The 20254-nt window shown below is 59.9% G+C and carries 9 protein-coding genes and 3 pseudogenes; 5 read left to right on the top strand and 7 right to left on the bottom strand.

Annotated features, from left to right (window positions below):
- Nucleotides 1-48 precede the first annotated feature (48 nt).
- The 3 genes and pseudogenes from JCM21793_RS05110 to JCM21793_RS24270 all read right to left on the bottom strand — a co-directional run bounded on the left by JCM21793_RS05110 (nt 49) and on the right by JCM21793_RS24270 (nt 5193).
- The gene (locus JCM21793_RS05110; protein WP_025029669.1) at nt 49-816 is read right to left on the bottom strand and encodes a DsbA family protein; all 768 of its coding nucleotides are present in this window, start codon (nt 814-816) and stop codon (nt 49-51) included.
- Nucleotides 817-887: 71 nt separating this feature from the next.
- Nucleotides 888-2275 (bottom strand): annotated as a pseudogene (locus JCM21793_RS24265) (M48 family metalloprotease).
- 147 nt (nt 2276-2422) lie between these two features.
- A pseudogene (locus JCM21793_RS24270) lies at nt 2423-5193 on the bottom strand (Rne/Rng family ribonuclease).
- A gap of 646 nt (nt 5194-5839) precedes the next feature.
- Between JCM21793_RS24270 and JCM21793_RS05130 the strand changes: the two are divergent.
- The 3 genes and pseudogenes from JCM21793_RS05130 to prfB all read left to right on the top strand — a co-directional run bounded on the left by JCM21793_RS05130 (nt 5840) and on the right by prfB (nt 11079).
- On the top strand, nt 5840-7048 hold the full coding sequence (locus JCM21793_RS05130; RefSeq protein ID WP_370671623.1) for an N-acetylmuramoyl-L-alanine amidase: 1209 nt from the start codon (nt 5840-5842) through the stop codon (nt 7046-7048).
- A 325-nt stretch (nt 7049-7373) separates the two neighbouring features.
- Nucleotides 7374-9829: pseudogene (locus JCM21793_RS24275) on the top strand (penicillin-binding protein 1A).
- A 118-nt stretch (nt 9830-9947) separates the two neighbouring features.
- Nucleotides 9948-11079, top strand: a protein-coding gene (gene prfB, locus JCM21793_RS05140; protein ID WP_141685985.1) for a peptide chain release factor 2 whose coding sequence is annotated in 2 segments (ribosomal slippage) — nt 9948-10016 and nt 10018-11079 — 1131 coding nt in all. Because the reading frame shifts where the segments join, the coding sequence is not laid out codon by codon here.
- A gap of 164 nt (nt 11080-11243) precedes the next feature.
- Here the strand turns inward: prfB and JCM21793_RS05145 are convergent.
- Nucleotides 11244-12542, bottom strand: a complete 1299-nt coding sequence (locus JCM21793_RS05145) for a M23 family metallopeptidase (RefSeq protein ID WP_025029671.1) — start codon at nt 12540-12542, stop codon at nt 11244-11246.
- 173 nt (nt 12543-12715) lie between these two features.
- A complete protein-coding gene (locus tag JCM21793_RS05150) occupies nt 12716-13198 on the bottom strand; it encodes a peroxiredoxin (RefSeq protein WP_025029672.1) in 483 nt (160 codons plus the stop codon).
- A gap of 212 nt (nt 13199-13410) precedes the next feature.
- Here JCM21793_RS05150 and JCM21793_RS05155 point away from each other — a divergent pair, with 212 nt between their 5' ends.
- Complete coding sequence (locus tag JCM21793_RS05155) at nt 13411-16665, top strand: YhdP family protein (RefSeq protein ID WP_051556117.1); 3255 nt, start codon at nt 13411-13413, stop codon at nt 16663-16665.
- Between the two features lie 57 nt (nt 16666-16722).
- Here the strand turns inward: JCM21793_RS05155 and tyrS are convergent, their stop codons facing one another.
- Nucleotides 16723-17976 (bottom strand): tyrosine--tRNA ligase, encoded by a 1254-nt coding sequence (gene tyrS, locus JCM21793_RS05160; protein ID WP_025029674.1) that lies wholly within the window; start codon nt 17974-17976, stop codon nt 16723-16725.
- A 61-nt stretch (nt 17977-18037) separates the two neighbouring features.
- On the bottom strand, nt 18038-18712 hold the full coding sequence (locus tag JCM21793_RS05165; protein WP_007008055.1) for an alpha/beta hydrolase: 675 nt from the start codon (nt 18710-18712) through the stop codon (nt 18038-18040).
- A gap of 261 nt (nt 18713-18973) precedes the next feature.
- Here JCM21793_RS05165 and JCM21793_RS05170 point away from each other — a divergent pair, with 261 nt between their 5' ends.
- Nucleotides 18974-20149 (top strand): cysteine desulfurase family protein, encoded by a 1176-nt coding sequence (locus JCM21793_RS05170; protein ID WP_025029675.1) that lies wholly within the window; start codon nt 18974-18976, stop codon nt 20147-20149.
- Nucleotides 20150-20254 lie beyond the last annotated feature (105 nt).

A 20254-nucleotide genomic window follows, 5' to 3' on the forward strand; every position in this document is an offset into this window, starting at 1 on the left:
GATGGCAAGGGGCTTCTTTGTCTGTCCACAGCGCGCTCAAGGCGCCGATCAGTTGCTTTGCGTGCGTGCCTGGTCGATCTTCTCGGCAAGAACGTCCTTGCCCAGCGCGCCGAACACCACTTCATCGCCGATCACATAAGCGGGTGTTCCCGTGACGGCAAGCTGATTCGCCAGATCGTAGGTCTCGGCAAAGACCTTCTGGATCTCCGGATTCTCCATCTCCTTGCGCAGCGCGGCTTCGTCGATGCCTGTTTCTGTTGCGATCTTCATGGCCAGTTCGCCGTCGGCGCGCGTTTCCGCGCCCAGAAGCTTCTGGTGGAAATCGGCGTATTTTTCCGGGGCAATCGCATGAACCGCCATGGAAACCACATGCGCTTCACGCGACTGGGCGGAGAGGATCGGAAATTCCTTGAGCACGAAGCGGACATCGTCGTTTTCCTCGACCAGCGCCTGCATGTCCGTCATGGCGCGCTTGCAGTATCCGCAATTGTAGTCGAAGAACTCCACGACCGTGATGGCTGCGTCGGGATTGCCCACCACGCCGTCGTAGGGACTGTTGAAGAGCTGCTCTTGTCTGTCCTTCATGACTGTCTGCTGGGCCAGTTTCTGCTCTTCACGCTGCTTCTTCTCCAGCGCGTCCTGGACCTCGAGCAGGATTTCGGGATTGTTGAGCAGGTACTCGCGGACAATCTGCTCCACCTGCGGCTTGCCGAGCGGTGCTGCAGTCTCGGCCTGCGCCGTGGTGCCGAACAATGTGACTGGCGTGAGCAGGGCGGCCGTCGCCGCAAGCACTCGGATATTTCTGGTGAAGGTCATGTCATGTTCCGATTCATCTGATTGGTGGGCGGGTGCGCTCATGGGTGTCGATGGCGCGTCAATGGTTCACGCTAACCCGGTTTTCTGTACTGAATGATGTCCTGGGCACGCAGCCAGCCAGGCGTTCCGCGCTTCATCCGCTTTTGTGCTCTGGTGGCGAAGATTTTTGCATCCTGATAGCGGCCGAGATGAAAATGGCCTTCCGCCGTTGCCAGTTCGGCCGCAGCGATGTCTCCGAGCTGGCCATAGGCCTGCGCGAGATAACGATAACCATTGGCAAATTCCGGCTCGCGCGAAAGACCTGTCTGCAATTCGGAGGCGGCTTTTTTCACCAGATCCGGCTTGCCGGTCGCAAGAAGGGCCTGCCCATAGCCCACCTGCAGAAGGCCAGGGGTTCCCGGTGCAAGCGAAAGTGCTCTCGCATAGGCATTGGCCGCTTCTTCCGCACGGCTGGCCTTGATGAGAATGTCACCACGCAGCTCCTGCAAATAGGCATTGCGCGGCATTTCCGCGATCAGGGCATCGACCTTTTGAAGTGCGGTGCGCGGGTTGCCATTGAGATAGGTGGCGATGGCATCGCCGTAGCGCGCCGGAATGCCGCGCGGATTGCCGCGGAACAGGCGCTGAACGGCCTGCCCACCTTCCATATAGGCGGCGATCTTGGCCCGCATCATGTCGTGACGAAGCTGTAGCTGCGGGGGATCCTTACGATCGAAGTAGCGGCTCTTGCGGGCGAGCTCTTCCAGATTGGCGATGCGCTCGCGCGGCATCGGATGGCTGATCTGGTAGGGATCCACATCGACGCCGGCCAGCGCCATGCCGCCGGCAAGGCGCTCGAAGGTCTTGAGCATGCCGTTGGCCGACTGGCCCGTTCGATTGAGATAGTCGATCGCCGTGCGGTCTGCTGTTGCTTCTTCGGAGCGCTGGTAGCCGAGCAGCTGCGCCGGGCCATTTCAGCGCCACCGGCTGCCATGCCCATGCCAGCCGTTGCCAGGCCGCGCGAATCCGAAGCGGCGCCGGCCACACCTGCACCGATGCCGATCAGTGCGGAGACAATCGCCATTGTCTGTGCGCGCTGCAACTGCTGGCGCAGACGTTCCTGATGACCGCCGGCGATATGACCGGCCTCGTGAGCGAGGACGCCAATGACCTCGTTGGGCGTTTCCGCATCCGTCAGTGCGCCGGTGTGAATGAAAATCCGGCGTCCGTCGACAAAGGCGTTGAAGCTGCGATTGTTGACGAGGACGATGTCTATGCCAGACCGGGAGAGGCCCGCCGCTTTCAGGATCGGTTGGGCATATTCCGAGATCAGGGCTTCGATCTCCGCATCGCGCACGACGGTCACTCTGGACTGGGCAAAGGCAGAGGGTGTCGAGGCGACAGTGAGATAGGCCGCAACGAGGAAAAGCGAAATGGTTCGCGTGACTGTCGTGTAAACCATGGTGTTTCTCTCAAGCATCGCGAAAGTGGTAGACGAGCATGAGGGCGATGGAAAGGCAGAACCGCGTGCGATCATGGAGTTTTGATTACCAGCGTCGCCATGCCGCAAACAAAAGAAGCCGGCGCAGAACGCCGGCTTCTCGAGATCAAGTCGTCAGGAGCGCTACTAGAAGAAGCTCTTGCGCTGCCACCAGCCGGTTTTGCGCGGCCGGTCACTTTCTGCAGGCTCTGACGAGGAAACAACCGGTTCGGCTTCCGCAACAGCGCTCTCCTTGACCGGAGCGTCTTTTTCCTCAGCCTTGGCTTTCGCCGTGCTGCGATGTGTGGCGGTCCGGCGCTTTTTCGGCGCAGGAGCGGCGGCCTCTTCCGATGCGACTGCCTCAGTGGCATCTTGTCTGGCAGGCCCTTCCTCTGCGGGTGGCGTCGCGCCATTGGTCGCTTCGGTCTTCTGGCTGTCGTCGGCTGCGGCAGCGGCAGTTTTGCGCGTGCGGCGGCGCGGCTTCTTTGCCGGCTTCTCGTCTGCCGCCGGTTCCTGTGCCGCGTCGCTTGAACCGTCCTGTTGCGGAGCGTCTTCTACCGCAGCTTCGACCTTGTCCGAAGTGTCGGCATTCACTGCCTGAGGCTCTTCATTCCCGCTTTCGGTCTCGGTCTCTGGAGCCTGTGCGTCCTGCGCCTGGTTCTCGCGGCGGTTCTTGCGACCACCCCGTTTGCCGCGGTGACGCTTCCTGCGCTCGCCTTCACCACCCTCCGCAGCCGCTGCCTCGGCAGGCTCTTCGGAAGAAACAGCGTCTTCACCGGCGCTCGCAGCAATGGCATCTGCGTCGATGGAGCCTGTTCGGAGCTCTCATTCTGATTCTGATCCGCTGCTGCCTCACCGCCACCGTTGCGGTTGCGGCCGCCGCGCCGCTTGCGCTTGCGCCGCCGCTTGCGCGGCTCGCCATCCTCACCGTTGGTGGCTTCGTGTGACGGGGCGGCGGTCTCTTCCGGTTCTGCAACGTCGACCGGAGCCGTGGGGGCGGGCTGTTCCATGCCCGACTTGTCGGCGGGCTGCTGCCTGGTGATCGCAAAGTGCTGCGCACCGACCTCGTCGTCCGCTTCCACGGTGATGTTTACACCAAAGCGGTTCTCCATCTCGACGAGATTGGCGCGCTTGTGGTTGAGGAGATAGAGAGCCGTGGGGGTGGGGGTCCGCACTGCGATGTTGTTGCGGGAATCCTTGAGTAGATATTCTTCGATGGAGCGAACCACGAACAGAGCCACGGAGGAATCCGAGCGGATATGCCCGGTGCCGCCGCAATGGGGGCAGGGCTGCATCGTGCTCTCAAGAACGCTTGCGCGAATGCGCTGGCGGGACATTTCCAGAAGGCCGAAATGCGAGATGCGACCCACCTGGATGCGCGCACGATCGTTCTTCAGGCATTCCTTGAGGCGCTTTTCCACCGCGCGGTTGTTGCGGTTTTCCTCCATGTCGATGAAATCGATGACGATCAGACCTGCAAGGTCGCGCAGGCGCAACTGGCGCGCGACCTCTTCTGCCGCTTCCAGATTGGTCTGGAGCGCGGTGTCTTCGATGGAGTGTTCCTTCGTGGAGCGGCCGGAGTTGACGTCGATTGCAACCAGCGCCTCGGTCTGGTTGATGATGATGTAGCCACCGGATTTCAGCGTTACCTGTGGCTGCAGCATCCGGTCCAGCTGTGCTTCGATACCGTTGCCGGCAAAGATGGGTGTAACCTCGCGATAGGGCTGCACGACCTTTGCGTGGCTCGGCATGAGCATGCGCATGAAGTCCTTGGCTTCGCGATAGCCTTCCTCGCCTGCCACAAGGACTTCGCCGATATCCTTGTTGTAGAGGTCGCGCACGGATCGCTTGATCAGGCTGCCTTCCTCGTAAACGAGGGCAGGCGCGGTCGATTCAAGCGTGAGGGAGCGCACTTTCTCCCACAGACGCATCAGATAATCGTAATCGCGCTTGACCTCCGCCTTGGTGCGATTTGCACCCGCGGTGCGCAGGATGACCCCCATGCCCTGCGGTACATCAAGCTGCTTCACGACATCCTTGAGGCGCTTGCGGTCCTGGACGTTCGTGATCTTGCGTGAAATGCCGCCGCCGCGTGCCGTGTTCGGCATCAGGACCGAATAGCGTCCGGCGAGCGACAGATAGGTGGTAAGTGCTGCGCCCTTGTTGCCGCGCTCTTCCTTTACGACCTGAACCAGAAGTATCTGGCGGCGCTTGATGACTTCCTGGATCTTGTAGTTCTTGCGGGCGGCACGGCGCGGGGGCTGAGCCTCCTCCAGCGCGTCATCGGCCCCAACGGTATCGACATTGTCGTCCTCGTCGTCGCCATTGCCGTCATCTCCATTGCTGTCGTCTCTGGAACGGCTGCGACGGGAGCGCTTTCCACGCGGTTCTTCTGAAACCACATCGCCGGCTGCATCCGCAGCCATCGCCGCGGACTTTTCCTCGCCATCGGTTTCGGAAGCCTCATCGTCATCGGATGGCTCTTCGGAGAGGGTTTCGCCATTCTCCTCGTCAGCAGCGACATCGTCCTGTTTCGCCGACTTCTTCCGGGTGCTGGCACGGCGGCGCTTGCGCCCGCCCTTCTGGGTCTGGCGCTGCTCGCCTTCTTCCTCGTCTTCGTCCGCCTTGGCTTCCGCCGCCTCGGCCTCGATGAGTGCCTGACGGTCGGCTACCGGGATCTGGTAGTAGTCAGGATGGATCTCGCTGAATGCGAGAAAGCCATGCCTGTTCCCACCATATTCGACGAAAGCGGCCTGAAGTGAAGGTTCAACGCGCGTTACACGCGCCAGATAGATGTTTCCGCGAAGCTGCTTCTTATCCTGAGATTCGAAATCGAATTCTTCGATGCGATTACCGCGAAGGACGACGACCCTTGTTTCCTCCGGATGGGAGGCGTCTATTAGCATTTTGTTCGGCATAAATTCTTGTCTCCCCGGCAGAACGATTGTCGGGCTGGACTCCACGCGTGTCGCCGCAAGCCAGTGTGACAATCTGTGCCGGATAATCTGAGGTTCGTCGGCGTTGAAGGCCGCGCGAAATTGGGCCGGAACACCGATTTCGCGGTGCATTTTAATCCGGATCTATTTCCAATCGCGCCTGAAGCCATTCCATCGCCCGGCAGAACCGTTTCAACCAAGGCCCGGTTTTACGGGCCAGCTTTTGCTCATAGCGAGCCGGCGCGGACGTTTCTTAAGGTCCGGCCGTTTCCAATGTCAGAGCCCTCATGTCTGGAGAACGCCCTGAAAAATTCCTTCTGAATCACCGCACGTTCCGGTTTGCGGCAGCGGAAAAGGTTCGCCCCGTTGCTCATCGCCGTCTGTCAGCAGAGACTCAACCAGGCACGCGTATCGCGATGATTCATAGATGCTTTTATGATTTGACAGTTGTATTGGCAACCCTGATTTCCATTGACGGGTTGCGTGGCAGGTCGATGCGGAACCCGGCGCGTATTTGCTCAATCGATCTGGAAAGCGCATATAAAATGCCGGTTTCCCGGCGATTCGAGAGCAAAATTGCCATCTTTGTTCGTAGGGAATCGATGTTGATTCGATAAAAATTCGCACAATGCATCGCAGAGAGACGGTTTTGCACAGACCAGCACTTTTGTTTTCGGTTGTTCTTGCGGCGATCTTTCTTGTCTTCACCAACGCTTATGGTGCTGATTCCGCGCTGAAGGCACATGATTACAAGATGGCGGGTGATGCGCAGTACACACGCATCGTCGTCCATTTCGACCGCAAACCCGACTTTCGATGGTTTCTTCTGCGCGATCCCAGCCGGCTGGTGATCGATCTCCCGCCGACGGACTTTTCTTTCGACCCGCTTGAGCTGCGCCCGCGCGGGCTCGTGGCCGCGGTTCAGTACGGTGCTGTCGATGCGCAGCGAGCCCGGCTCGTCTTCAGGGCGGTCGGGCCGTTCTCCGTGGAAAAGGCCGAAGTGAAGGAGAACGAGACTTCGGACGGGTTTCGCCTGATCATTGAACTGCGGGCAAGCTCGACCGAGGCGTTCGATGCGGCATTGCGTGCGAGCATGCTGAAACCGGAGACGGAAGCCCGGTTGGAGGCCCCGTCCCGGGCGCAGGATCGTTTCACCGTCGCGCTCGACCCGGGGCATGGTGGCGCTGATGGTGGTGCGCGTGGCGTTAACGGCACGGTCGAAAAGCAGATCACGCTTCTGTTTTCACTGGAACTCGCCAAGAAACTCGAGGAAACCGGGCTTTACCGGGTCGTTCTAACGCGGGAAGATGATCGGTTTCTGCGGCTCGACGAGCGGGTGCGGATCGCCCGGGAAAAAGGCGCGGACCTGTTCGTCTCCGTGCACGCTGACGCAATCGCAGTTCGCAGTGTGCGCGGGGCGACCGTTTATACGGTGTCCGACAAGGCTTCGGACGCCGAGGCTGCTGCCACGGCTGCACGCGAAAACCTCTCCGACGAGATCGCAGGCAAGGTGCCTGAAGAAGAGCAGGATGAAGTCGAAGACATTCTGGTCGACCTCATACGGCGCGAGACGCATGCGTTTTCCATACGCTTTGCGCGCACGCTGATCGGCAAACTGTCGGATACGGTTCAACTGGTGAAGAACCCGCACCGGTACGCGGGATTCCGTGTCCTGCGGGCGCCCGACATCCCTTCGGTTCTTCTGGAGCTTGGCTATCTTTCGAACCCGAAGGACGAGGCCCAGCTTCGGGACCCGGCATGGCGCGCAGCCACGATGGATGCGATCATCGAGGCGGTGGGCTATTTCGCGAAGGCCAATGGCGGGGCTCGCGGATGATGCAAAGACGTTGCAAGTCTGCAACGCTGGCATGGATTAATGCGGCTGGAGGTGTTGGCATGTCTGCCGCCGTATTTTGCCCACAAGGCTGAGGCAGTAAGGGAAAACGCAGGATTTTCCAGAAGCTCCGGGTGTTCCGGGCGGAAGATCGTGACAAAAAGTGGTACTATAGAATCGCTAACAACGAAGATGGGCGGACTGCGTTGCTGTGACGAGGCACCATGCGTCATTCCTCTTTGTGATGCGGACAGAACTTGAAAGGCGGCCCCGGCGATCCCTGACTTTGACAGGGCAAGGCTATGTCGGGGTGTAAATTGGAGCGGGCATGGTACGTCTCATCGGGTATTTCTTTGGCGTGGGCATCGTGCTGGCGCTGCTGGTGGCAGCGGGCATTGCACTTTATGTCGGCGATCTGACTAAAGATCTTCCCGACTATGAGGTTCTGGCAAAGTATGAGCCGCCGGTGACCACCCGTGTTCACGCCGCCGACGGTGCACTGATGGCGGAGTTTGCGCGCGAGCGCCGGCTTTATCTGCCTATTCAGGCAGTGCCTGACCGTGTCAAGGCGGCCTTCCTTTCGGCTGAAGACAAGAACTTCTACAATCACCCGGGCGTTGACGTGACCGGTCTTGCACGAGCCGTGGTCACCAATATCCAGAATCTTGGTTCCGGCCGCCGCCCGGTGGGCGCATCAACCATCACGCAGCAGGTCGCCAAGAACTTCCTTCTGACGTCGGACCAGACGATGCAGCGCAAGATCAAGGAGATGGTGCTCTCCTTCCGCATCGAGCAGGCCTACTCCAAGGATCGCATTCTCGAACTCTATCTCAATGAGATCTTTTTCGGTCTTGGCTCCTATGGCATCGCGGGTGCTGCGCTGACCTATTTCGACAAGTCGGTCAATGAACTGTCGCTTGCCGAAGCGGCCTATCTTGCCGCGTTGCCCAAAGGCCCGTCGAATTATCATCCATTCCGGTACACGGAGCGCGCCATAGAACGCCGCAACTGGGTGATCGACCAGATGGTCGCCAATGGTTACGCAACGGCAGAAGAGGGCGAGAAGGCCAAGGCGACCGGGCTTAATGTGTCTCCGCGTCGCCGTGGAACCTATCTCTTTGCCGGCGAGTATTTCACCGAAGAGGTCCGCCGCGACATCATCTCCCGCTATGGAGAGGACGCGCTTTACGAAGGCGGGCTTTCCGTTCGCACGACGCTCGACCCGCAATTGCAGCTTTATGCCCGCAAGGCGCTGCAGAATGGTCTGCTTCGTTACGATACGCTGCGCGGCTATCGCGGACCGGTCACGCAGATCGACATTTCTGGAGACTGGGGTGTTCCGCTCGGCGAAGTCGATGCCCTCAGCGACGTGCCGGAATGGCAACTTGCCGTCGTTCTGGGGACTGAAGACGACAAGATTTCCATCGGCATCAAACCGGAACGTGTTGTCTCCGGTGCGCTTTCGGAAGAACGCGAGACAGGAACCATTGCGCTCGACGACATGAAATGGGCCATGCGCCATGTGGTCGATGGCAAGCGGGTCAAGGCGAACAGGCAGTCGGACGTCCTGAAGCCAGGTGACGTGATTTTCGTCGAGAAGAAACCGGATACGGAGCGGGCGTGGGAGTTGCGTCAGGTTCCCGAGATCGAGGGCGCTCTGGTGGCCATGGACCGCATACGGGACGCGTCCTGGCGATGGTTGGCGGTTTCTCCTATGCCGATTCCCAGTTCAACCGCGCAACGCAGGCCTATCGCCAGCCCGGTTCGGCCTTCAAGCCCATCGTTTATGCTGCTGCGCTCGACAATGGCTACACGCCGGCGTCGGTTGTGCTTGATGCGCCGATCTCTATTCAGGTCGGCAACGATGTGTGGGAACCGAAGAATTACGGCGGCAAGTCGGCTGGTCCCTCGACACTGCGTGCGGGCATTGAGCGCTCACGCAACCTGATGACGGTTCGCCTGGCCAAGGACATGGGCATGCAGCTCGTGGCTGACTATGCGGAGCATTTTGGCCTCTATGACAAAATGCTTCCCGTGTTGGCCATGTCGCTGGGTTCCGGCGAGACGACGGTCATGCGCATGGTTTCAGCCTATGCAGTGATGGCGAATGGCGGAAAACAGATCGTGCCTTCCCTGGTCGACCGCATTCAGGATCGCTACGGCAAGACTGTCTACAAGCATGACCGCCGCGAGTGCGTCGGCTGCGTTGCGAGCGAGTGGACGGGGCAGGATGAACCGGAGATCATCAACGATCGTGATCAGGTTCTCGATCCCATGACCGCTTATCAGATCACCTCGATGATGCAGGGCGTGGTGTCGCGCGGCACCGCCGTCACCGTTTCAGAGCTGGGCCGCCCGATTGCCGGCAAGACCGGCACGACGAACGACGAAAAGGATGCATGGTTCGTCGGTTATACACCCGACCTCGTGGTCGGAGTGTTCATGGGCTACGATACACCGCGTCCGATGGGGCGTGGCTCCACGGGTGGTGGCCTGGCCGCTCCGATCTTCAAGGAATTCATGGCGAACGCCCTGAAGGATATGCGCCCTGTGGATTTTCAGGTGCCTGAAGGCATGAATATCATTCCCATCGATCGCAAGACGGGGATGCGCGCCCAGGCAGGACAGCCGGGCGTCATCATGGAAGCCTTCAAGCCGGGCACGGGGCCGGCCGACAGCTACTGGGTCATCGGCATGGAGGACCTGGAAGGCGCGGGCGGTCCCCGGGTGATTTCTCCCCAGGCCAACCGTGCGGTCAATTCGGGCGCCGGCGGCCTCTACTGACAATGTCGACCGATTATCGGCGTGTCCGCTTTACACAGGCGGGCACGCTCCATATGGTCCGACGCGATTCAGGATTTCGTTCCTGAAAAATCCAACAAAACCGAGGTGTGGATCTGCAATGCGTGCGGAAACCGAAAATCTTGTCGACGAAATCAAGCAGGCCATAAGCCTGCTGAGGAGGCATCTTTGACTGGGATGAAGCGGTAAAGAGGCTCGAATATCTGAATTCCCGCGCCGAGGAGGCTGATCTGTGGAACGATCCGCAGGAGGCCCAGAAGCTGATGCGCGAGCGCCAGATGCTCGAAGAGAACATCACCGGTGTCCGCAACCTGTCACAGGCGCTTGAGGACAATGTCGGGCTCATCGAACTTGGAGAGGAAGAGGGTGACACCTCGGTTGTCTCGGAGGCCGAAGCCGCGCTGAAGGGGCTCAACGACGAGATCGCGGCCCGTCAGGTCGAAATGCTTCTTTCCGGTGAGGCTGACGGCAACGACACCTATCTTGAAATTCACGCCGGCGCTGGCGGTACCGAGAGCCAGGACTGGGCGCAAATGCTTCTGCGCATGTACACGCGCTGGGCCGAACGCCGCGGCATGAAGGTTGATGTGATGGAAGTCCATGACGGCGAAGAGGCGGGCATCAAGTCTGCCACGCTGCTGATCAAGGGGCGCAATGCCTATGGCTGGCTTAAAACGGAATCGGGCGTGCATCGCCTCGTGCGTATTTCGCCATATGACAGCAATGCGCGGCGGCACACCTCCTTTGCCAGTGCGTGGATTTACCCGGTCATCGACGACACCATCGATATCGACATTCCCGATTCCGAGGTTCGCATCGATACCTATCGCGCGTCGGGCGCGGGCGGTCAGCACGTCAACACGACCGACTCTGCAGTCCGCATCACGCACATTCCAAGCGGTATCGTCGTTCAGTGTCAGAAAGAACGCTCACAGCACAAGAACCGGGCGACCGCCTGGGACATGCTGCGGGCGCGTCTTTATGAGGAAGAACTGAAGAAGCGCGAAGACGCGGCAAACGCGACCGAAGCATCCAAGACCGACATCGGCTGGGGGCACCAGATCCGTTCCTATGTTCTGCAGCCCTATCAGTTGGTGAAGGATCTGCGCACAGGCGTGGAAAGCACCAGCCCTCAGGATGTTCTGGACGGCAAACTCGACGCGTTCATGGAAGCCGCTCTGTCGCAGCGTGTGCATGGCAGCGATGGTGCGGAGGTTGAGGACCTGGCGTAGATCGCCGTGCGTCCATCCGGACGCACAAAGGACGATCTAAAATATTAATGGAGCATCGGAATACCCCGAAAACCGGGTTCCGCTTTTCGGTCCGATGCTCTAGCCGGTCTGTCGGCGAAACAGGACAATACGGGCGGACGCATGGCGTTCGCCCGTTTTCACGTTCAGGAATCGCTTTCGAGATATTTGGCGATCTTTCGTCCCGCCGAGATAAAGCGGGACGGGTTGATGGCTGCGCCGGATCTGCGCACTTCATAATGAAGGTGCGGCCCTGTGGAGCGACCGCTGGAGCCTACCTTGCCCACCTTCGTGCCGACATCCACTTTGTCCCCGGTCTTTACGAGAATCTTGCTCATGTGAGCGTAGCGCGTCGTCAGGCCGTTTCCGTGGTCGATTTCCACCATGCGTCCATAGCCGCCGTTCCAGCCTGCCTTGACGACGGTTCCAGCGCCGGTCGCGTGGATTGGGGTGCCACGGCGGGCGCGAAAGTCGATTCCGGCGTGATGTGCCAGGCGACCGAGAAACGGATCCTTTCGTGCACCAAATCGGCTTGATATCGGTGCACCAGGTGTCGGGTTCGCCAGCGGGAGCCGCTTTGCCTTCGTCTTCACCTCGTTCAGATGGGACAGTGCTTCATCCAGTTCTCGTACCTGATCCTCAAAGACAAGGGCCGAGGTGGCAGCGAGAAGCGGACCACCAACGTTCTGCTCCCTGTCATCTTCAGGGATTGTCAGGCCAACATCTTCCAGGGTGCCGGCAATGGCGTCGGCAGTCTGATAGGCGTCTTCGGCGAGCAGCCTCACGCTGTCGATCTGCTCAGTTTCAATTGATTCCAGCGCGCGGTTGAGCTTCACAAACAGATAGTCCGCCTTGTCCGCTGCTGACAGCGGTCCACTCTGCTGGGATGTCTGGGCGCGCAGCGGCCAGGGAACCGTGTCTCTGGCCGAAGGAGCAAACGAGGCGACAGCGATGCTTCCGGTTTTTGTCGGGTCAAGCAACTGGTCGGTTTCAGCCTTGATCTGGGGCCTGGGGGCGGGCACCGGCGCATTCTCGGGAAGCAGTTCTGCTCCGGCTCGATTGAGCACCGGAGCGAGGCGGCTTTGCCGTTTGGTCAACTGGTCCTGTCGGGCAAGCAGTTCGCCAACCTTTTCCTGCATGAACTGCTGATCGAGGAGCTGCCGGCTTGTGACACGATCGAGCTGTGCACGCAGGGCGGAGATTCGATCCTCGTAAGCCTGCTGAAGGCGCGCCTGGCGGGCGACGGTCGCACCGATCAGATCGTCGCGGAGCACCAGATAGGAAGTGGCGAGAAGATAACCGATGGCAAGCGCTGCAACAGCTGAACCCGCCATTGCAGCAATCCAGGGCCGCACGGTGAAGTGCCGTATCTTGTCGCCCCGTGCGATGATGATCGTATGGGGCTCCTTGCGTTTACCAAAAACCGCGGATTGCTGTGGGCGCATCGAGAATCGAACTTATGTTCAAGGGACCAAATTCGATGCCGATTACACTTGATTAGGGTTAACAAAGCTTTTCGCGTGCCGCTGGATGCGTTGCCAAATGCACTTCGGCAGGCTCATTGCCAACGGCTTTTGCGGGCTTTCGTCATAAAACGGGCGGGGATAGGGGTCTGCGCCTATTCATCGCGCTGTTTTAGCGCTTTGACGGCGTCCAGCACCGCCTGCGCATGGCCCGGCACCTTCACCTTGCGCCACGTCTCGGCGATGCGGCCGTCCGGGCCAATCAGGAAGGTGGAGCGCTCGACACCCATATATTTGCGTCCATACATGCTTTTCTCGACCCAAACGCCATAGGCCTGGAGCGTCTCTTTGTCCTGGTCGGACACAAGGCCAATTGTGAGAGCGTGCTTGTTCTTGAACTTGTCATGGCTCTTGGGGCTATCGGGAGACATCCCGAGCAAAACCGTATCCAGAGCATCGAATTCGGGTTTAAGGGCGGTAAAATCGATTGCCTCGGCGGTACAGCCGCTCGTGTCGTCTTTCGGGTAAAAGAAGAGAACCACGGTCTTCCCGCGAAAATCCGACAGTCTGATTTCGCTGCCGCCGTCACCAGGCAATGAAAAATCCGGAGCTTCGCTTCCTTTGACGGGTTCTGTCATTTTCTTTCCCCTGTTTGTGGATAGCCGATGGATGGGAGAGATATAATGATGTCGGTGGATTCGTCCATGGCTGCTGAGTGTCGACGGGAACGGTTTTGGATCAGGAAGGTGCTCCTCACAGGAAGGTCAGGTTCAAGCGCGGCGAGATAGCGGCTCTGGAAACGTATCCGTCTACCCATGACAGGGCTCGCCGGGTTTTGAGACGCTCGGTCATGTGGCTATGGCTAAGGCGGTGCATCGGCGGTCTTTTCGTCCTGATCGCGCTTCTCGTTTCCCTTGGCGTGGCCATTCAACTCCTCGGAACCGGCTCCTTCGGCCAGGATCGATTGCGTTCGGCTGCTCAAAAAGCCCTGACAGCACTTGCGGGGTTCGAAGTGGAGGCGACCATGGGGAGCCTCCGGATCGTTCTGAGTGATCGCAGTCTGATCGCGCTCGAAATTCGCGATGTTAATCTGACAAAGGCTGAAACCGGTGAAACGCTGATCGACGCGGACACGCTGCATTTCGGTTTCAGGCTGCTGCCTTTGCTCAGGGGCCAGGTGCAGGTGGGCAGCGCGGAGATCACCGGCGCTCGTGTGCAACTGGCCAGTCTCTCCTCGCGCCCTGAGGAGGTGGCTGCGGTCGCCCGCTGGAAAAAGCCTGTCGATCCCCGCGTTATCGAGAAGGATGTCTTCGATGGCCTGCGACGCGTCTACGCGCTGACCGAACGTACGGGAACGCGCTATCTTCGTCTGCGCGACGTGGTGGTCGTTGTGGATGAGATCACCCAGCGCAGCCTCGCCATCGACGTCAATGCGTCGATGGCACCTTCCGGCAAACTGGACTTCAAGAGCAGTGTCACCTTCGATGACCGCGACATCGAACTGTCGGGAAGCGCTTTGCGGCCCGTGCGTGAGGGGCCGATCAAATCGCTCGATATCGAGATCGCCGCGCCAAAGCCGTCGCTTCTGGAAGCCGCGCGCACGGTTTCGGGGCAGACGCGGCGCACCGGTGGACTTCTCGAAGCGGTGCGCATTTCACTCAGCGGCGGGGAGACCGAAAGCGGCAACGGAAGGCTGCAATTTGAACTGGCTCTGGAGGAGGCGCCCTTCGATCTTGGCGAAGACGGTGTATTGACAGCGACAGGGCGCATTCGCGCCGCGGTTGAACAAGACGCGGGTGCAATTGCCATCAACCGGGCAAGCCTGATTGTCGGCCGCTCGGCTTTCGACTTCACCGGCCGGATTGTTCCGGTAGAAATCCCGGGTGCGGGGAGTGCGGTCTACCGTTTCGAACTTGTCAGCGGCAAATCGACGATCGCTCCGATCGATTCTCCCGAAGCCGCCGTTCCGTTCGTTGCCGGGGCTTCGGGCCGCATCGACACGGGAAGCGGCCGGATCATCGGCGATACGATCCGCATAGCCACAACGTCGGGCGTGATCACTGCAAGCGCTGCGGTGACGCTTGCGGCGGGCAAGACGCCGGGCCTTTCGCTCGCCGTTTACACCAAGGGCATGCCCACGCATGAGGTGAAGCAGTTCTGGCCGTGGTTTGCTGCTTCCGGTGCGCGGGAATGGGTGCTGGAAAACCTGTTCGGCGGGCGGGTTGTTGAAGGCAATCTGCGCCTGCGGGTTCCACCGGGGCGTTTCGGCAATGGCAAGCCACTGGACAATGAAGAAGTCAGCGGAGCCTTCGAGGTTGCAGATGCACGGTTCGACATCGCCGGCCGGATTCCGCCGGTGCGTGATGCCGTCGGCCGTATCGCCTTTCAGGGGGCCGATATCGACATCGGTATCGAAGCAGGGACGGTGTTCATGCCGAGCGGGCGCAAGGTTGCGGCGAGCAACGGATCGCTCAGGGTTCGCAATGCACATGTCAAACCACGCATAGGCAAGCTGGAGATCGACGTCGCCGGAAAGGCGCCGGCGATTATCGAACTCGCTTCCTATGAGCCGATCGACGTTTCCGACAGGATCGATCTTGCTCCGCAGGATGTGACAGGAGATGTCACAGGGCATGTGAAGGCGGACATTCCTTTGAGCGACGGAATACCGCGCGAGGATCTCGGCTGGCAGGCGACGCTCGAATACGAGAATCTCTCGATCTCAAAACCCTTTGACGGCCAGATGGTTGCCGATGCCAGCGGTGTCCTGATGGTAGAGCCGGGAAGGGCGGACATATCCGCCTCCGCAACCCTCAACGGCATTCCGGCACGGCTCGAACTCGTGGAGCCTTTCGGTGAGTCTGGAGTGGAGCGGTCGCGCAGGATTCAACTGACGCTGGACGACAAGCTGCGAAACAAAGTCGTTCCGGGGCTCGACGAGATTCTCTCTGGTCCGATGACAGTCGACTATTCCGAGCTTGACGACGGCCGCAAGGCGCTGACCGTCCAGCTCGACAAGGCGCGTCTGACGCTGCCATGGATCAACTGGAGCAAGGGCGCGGGGATTCCGGCGACGGCGTCGTTTGTTCTCGATGAAAAGCCGTCCTCGATGGCACTGACGGATTTCAGGCTCTCCGGTGAAACATTTTCGGCCGCAGGGCATCTCTCCATCGCCGGTGGGAGTCTCTCCAGCGCACGTTTTGAAAGAGCGCGACTTAACCGCGGCGACGACTTCTCGGTTTCGGTCGATCGTTCGGAGAGGAATTACAGGGTGACCGTTCGCGGTGCAGCGCTGGATGGCCGATCTTTGATCAAGCACTATCTCGGGGCGGAACAGAGGGGCGCGGGAGGCGGCGCGTCCGAAGCTGACAGCGCGAATGTGAACCTGGATGCGAAGCTTGCGCGTGTGTCCGGCTTCGGCGGGGCAGTGTTGCGGGACGTTTCCCTGAAGTATGCATCGTCGCAGCGTGGACCGGGCCGTCTTGATCTGACTGCAAAAACGACGGCGGGCGGCGCCGTGACGCTGGCGCGGGACGCAAGCGGGATCGTTGCCAATTCCTCCGATGCCGGCGCGGTCATGCGGTTTGTCGATTTCTACGAGAATATGGAAGGGGGGCAGATGGCCCTCTCGTTGAGCGAGGGGAATGGCGGGGTTCTGAGCGGCCGCGTCTCAGCCCAGAACTTCTTCATTGTCGACGAGCCCCGTCTCCGCTCGCTGGTGTCGGCAACCGAAAACAATGGCGAGGTGGATGCCAACAGGATCAGCTTCGAGCGCGGCTATGCGACGGTGCTCAAAGGCCCGGGCCGTCTCGAACTGAAGGATGGCGTGCTGCGTGGGCCATTGATCGGCACCACGTTTCAGGGAACCCTGTTTGACGCAGACGACAACATCGCGATCACTGGGACTTTCATGCCGCTTTACGGCCTGAACCGGATCTTTGGTGAGATTCCCGTGTTTGGCGGGCTTCTCGGGAATGGACGCGACCGCGGTTTGATCGGAATAACCTACCGCCTCTACGGCAAGCTGGCTGAGCCACAGATGGAGGTGAATCCCATCTCGGCCATCGCTCCCGGTATTTTCCGGCAGATTTTCGAGTTTCGATAAAAAAGCGTGCGCCCGACCGGACACACGCTCATCATTCAGATGCGATTGTTCCGCAGCTCAGACCGGGCGCAGAAGCACGTGCTTCTTCTTGCCGAGCGAGAGTTTTACGACGCCTTCTTCGGTGAGGTTGTCGAGGGTCACGGCCTGCCGGTCATCGCTGACGGGCTGGTCGTTGAGGCGCACCGCGCCACCCTTCACATGCCGTCGCGCCTCGCCATTGGAGGCGGCAAGGCCTGCGGTCACGAAAAGTGACAGAACGCCGACGCCTTCCTCGAGCGCCGAGCGCTCCACTTCGATGGTCGGCAGCGTCTGCGCCAGTGCACCTTCCTCAAAAGTCTTGCGCGCTGTCTCGGCAGCCTCATCTGCCGCATCGCGGCCATGCAGCATTGCCGTCACTTCGGTGGCGAGAACTTTCTTCGCCTCGTTGAGCTCGGCTCCCTGCAGTGCCGCAAGGCGCGCGACCTCATCGAGCGGCATCGTCGTGTAGAGCTTGAGGAACCGCTCGACATCTGCATCCTCGGTGTTGCGCCAGTACTGCCAGAAATCGTAGGCGCCGAGCATGTCCGGGTTGAGCCACACAGCGCCGTCGGCGCTCTTGCCCATCTTCGCGCCCGACGAGGTGGTCAGAAGCGGCGAGGTGAGGGCGTAGAGCTGCGGCGTGCCCATGCGGTGGCCGAGATCGATGCCGTTGACGATGTTGCCCCACTGGTCGGAACCACCCATCTGCAGACGGCAGCCAAGACGCCTGTTCAGTTCGACATAATCATAGGCCTGGAGGATCATGTAGTTGAATTCCAGGAACGACAGAGACTGCTCGCGGTCGAGGCGCAGCTTTACCGAATCGAACGACAGCATGCGGTTGACCGAGAAGTGGCGACCCACATCGCGCAGGAATTCCAGGTAGTTTATGCCCAGAAGCCAGTCGGCATTGTTGACCATCAGGGCGTCCTGCGGGCCGTCGCCGAAGGTCAGGTAGTTGGCGAACACCTTCTTGATGCCGGCGATGTTCTCGGCAATCGTTTCCGGCGTCATCAGCTTGCGCGCTTCGTCCTTGAACGAGGGATCGCCGATCATGCCGGTGCCACCACCCATCAAGGCGACCGGACGGTGGCCGGTCTTCTGCATCCAGTGCAGCATCATGATCTGGATCAGACCGCCGGCATGCAGGCTCGGTGCGGTCGGATCAAAGCCGATATAGGCCGTGACCGTCTCGTTCCGGAACAGTTCATCGAGACCAGCGTCGTCGGAGGTCTGGTGAATGAACCCGCGTTCGCTGAGCGTGCGCAGGAAGTCGGATTTGAAGGCGGTCATGATCTTTCAGGCTCTTTGATTTTGGCGGATGCGACGCAGCATGACGCATCCGCGCGACGGTCTATTTCAGGCGTTTCGGGCGGGGTTCGGAAAGCTCGCCACGCAGACGGCGGTCCAGATAGTCCGAGCACTCCCCGATCAGTTCGTCGATGCGATCGGTATAGAAGTGGTTCACGCCGGGCATGGTTTTCTGGGTAATCGTAATGCCCTTCTGTGACTGCAGCTTGTCAACGAGGCCCTGAACGTCGGCGGGCGGTGCAACCTTGTCGGCATCCCCATGAATGATCAGACCGGATGACGGGCAGGGGGCCAGGAAGGAGAAGTCGTAGAGATTCGGCTGTGGCGATATGGACATGAACCCCTCGATCTCCGGGCGACGCATCAGAAGCTGCATGCCGATCCATGCACCGAAGGAGTACCCGGCGATCCAGCAGTTCTTCGAATCGGGATGCAGCGACTGCACCCAGTCGAGCGCTGCAGCCGCATCCGACAGCTCGCCGGTGCCGTGATCGAAGGCGCCCTGGCTTCGGCCGATGCCTCGGAAGTTGAAGCGCAGCGTGGTGAAGCCCCGGCTCTGGAACATGTAGAAGAGATCGTAGACGATCTTGTTGTTCATCGTGCCGCCGAAATGCGGATGTGGATGGAGGATGAGCGCGATTGGAGCGTTCTTTTCCTTCGACGGCTGATACCGTCCTTCCAGACGTCCGGCAGGCCCGGCAAAAATGACCTCAGGCATGAGTACTCCACATTGGGCATCGCAGCATATCGAGTTACAAAGGGAACGATGTTCCTTAACCCTTGACGCGACGCCGACGCCTCCATAGAAGCTAGTTTAGAATTGTTCAAAAATGATGATGCGCAAGCGATCATCATGTCGGCAAGCCGGGTAAATAGGACGGCTCGCCCTGAAAGTTCAAGGAAATTACGTCACTGCGGCCAAGTTTGGCCTGGAAGGCGTGAAGCAGACAGCGGATTCGCGGAGAAAAGCGGAAGGTCTATGTCGGCAACCCGGGCATATCTCGACTTCAATGCCAGTGCGCCGCTTCTCGAGCGGGCACGGGTGGCGATGCTTGACGCGCTGTCGATGCCGGCGAATCCCTCGTCGGTTCATACCGAAGGGCGGGAAGCCCGTCGCGTGCTGGAAGACGCACGCAGGCACGTTGCCCGACTGGCTGGCGCGCGTCCCGAGCATGTGATCTTTACGTCCGGCGCAACCGAGGCTGCGGCAATGCTGCTCACCCCGCGCTGGAAAATGGGGCGGTCACCGCTCGGGTTCTCGGCACTTTATGTGAGTGCTTCTGACCATCCGTGCGTTTTGAAGGGCGGGCGCTTTTCTCCAAGCCAGATCAAGACGATACCGGTGCGGCCTGACGGTTTGGTCGACCTTGTGGAGCTGGAAACCCTGCTCGCGGCGCATGACAACAATGCCGGTCTCCCGCTGGTTGCCGTGCACGTGGTCAACAATGAAACCGGCATTGTTCAGCCGGTAGAGGACATTGGCCGACTGGCCAAGGCCCACGGTGCTACCACCGTGTTTGATGCCGTGCAGGCTGCAGGGCGTATTCCTGTATATATTTCATCGGGTTACGCTGACTACATCATTCTTTCTTCGCACAAAATCGGCGGGCCCAAGGGGGCTGGCGCCGTGGTTGGAAGTGCGGACCTGATGATGCCGGAGCCGCTGATTCACGGCGGCGGCCAGGAAAAGGGGCATCGCGGGGGCACTGAAAATCTCGCTGCCATTGCCGGTTTTGGCGCTGCTGCTGCCGAGGCATTTGAAGGGCTGGGCCGCATTGCGGCGCTTTCCACCATGCGGGACCGATTCGAGGCCGCTATTCTGAAGCATGTGTCGGATGCCGTGATCCATGGCCGCGACGTGCAGCGGGTCGCTAACACGAGCTTCTTTTCCATTCCCGGCATGAAGGCGGAAACTGCCCAGATCGCGTTCGATCTCGGCGGCGTTGCGCTGTCAGCGGGCTCTGCCTGTTCCTCCGGCCGGGTCGGTCCCAGCCATGTGCTGCAGGCTATGGGACAGGGCGACGAAGCAAGTGCATTGCGGGTTTCCATCGGACACGCGACGACCGAACAGGATCTGGTGCTGTTCGACGTGGCTCTGGCCGGTATTGCGAAGCGGCGAAAGAATGCCGCGGGAACCGGGATTCAGGCTGCGTAGCGTGGTCGAAAGGAAAAAATCGATGGTGAAGAGAGTAAAAATGGAGAAAAAGACACATATTTAATATGTGACCGGATGAAACGTCCGCTCCGAAGCACTACATCC

It is taken from the genome of Nitratireductor aquibiodomus NL21 = JCM 21793 (assembly GCF_000615975.1).
In the GTDB taxonomy this organism is placed as follows: domain Bacteria; phylum Pseudomonadota; class Alphaproteobacteria; order Rhizobiales; family Rhizobiaceae; genus Nitratireductor; species Nitratireductor aquibiodomus.

Coding starts and splice junctions, on each gene's coding strand:
- JCM21793_RS05155 (WP_051556117.1), top strand. CDS start 13,411: ATGTGGCTATGGCTAAGGCGGTGCATCGGCGGTCTTTTCGTCCTGATC.
- JCM21793_RS05145 (WP_025029671.1), bottom strand. CDS start 12,542: ATGCGCCCACAGCAATCCGCGGTTTTTGGTAAACGCAAGGAGCCCCAT.
- tyrS (WP_025029674.1), bottom strand. CDS start 17,976: ATGACCGCCTTCAAATCCGACTTCCTGCGCACGCTCAGCGAACGCGGG.
- JCM21793_RS05110 (WP_025029669.1), bottom strand. CDS start 816: ATGACCTTCACCAGAAATATCCGAGTGCTTGCGGCGACGGCCGCCCTG.
- JCM21793_RS05130 (WP_370671623.1), top strand. CDS start 5,840: ATGCATCGCAGAGAGACGGTTTTGCACAGACCAGCACTTTTGTTTTCG.
- JCM21793_RS05170 (WP_025029675.1), top strand. CDS start 18,974: ATGTCGGCAACCCGGGCATATCTCGACTTCAATGCCAGTGCGCCGCTT.
- JCM21793_RS05165 (WP_007008055.1), bottom strand. CDS start 18,712: ATGCCTGAGGTCATTTTTGCCGGGCCTGCCGGACGTCTGGAAGGACGG.
- JCM21793_RS05150 (WP_025029672.1), bottom strand. CDS start 13,198: ATGACAGAACCCGTCAAAGGAAGCGAAGCTCCGGATTTTTCATTGCCT.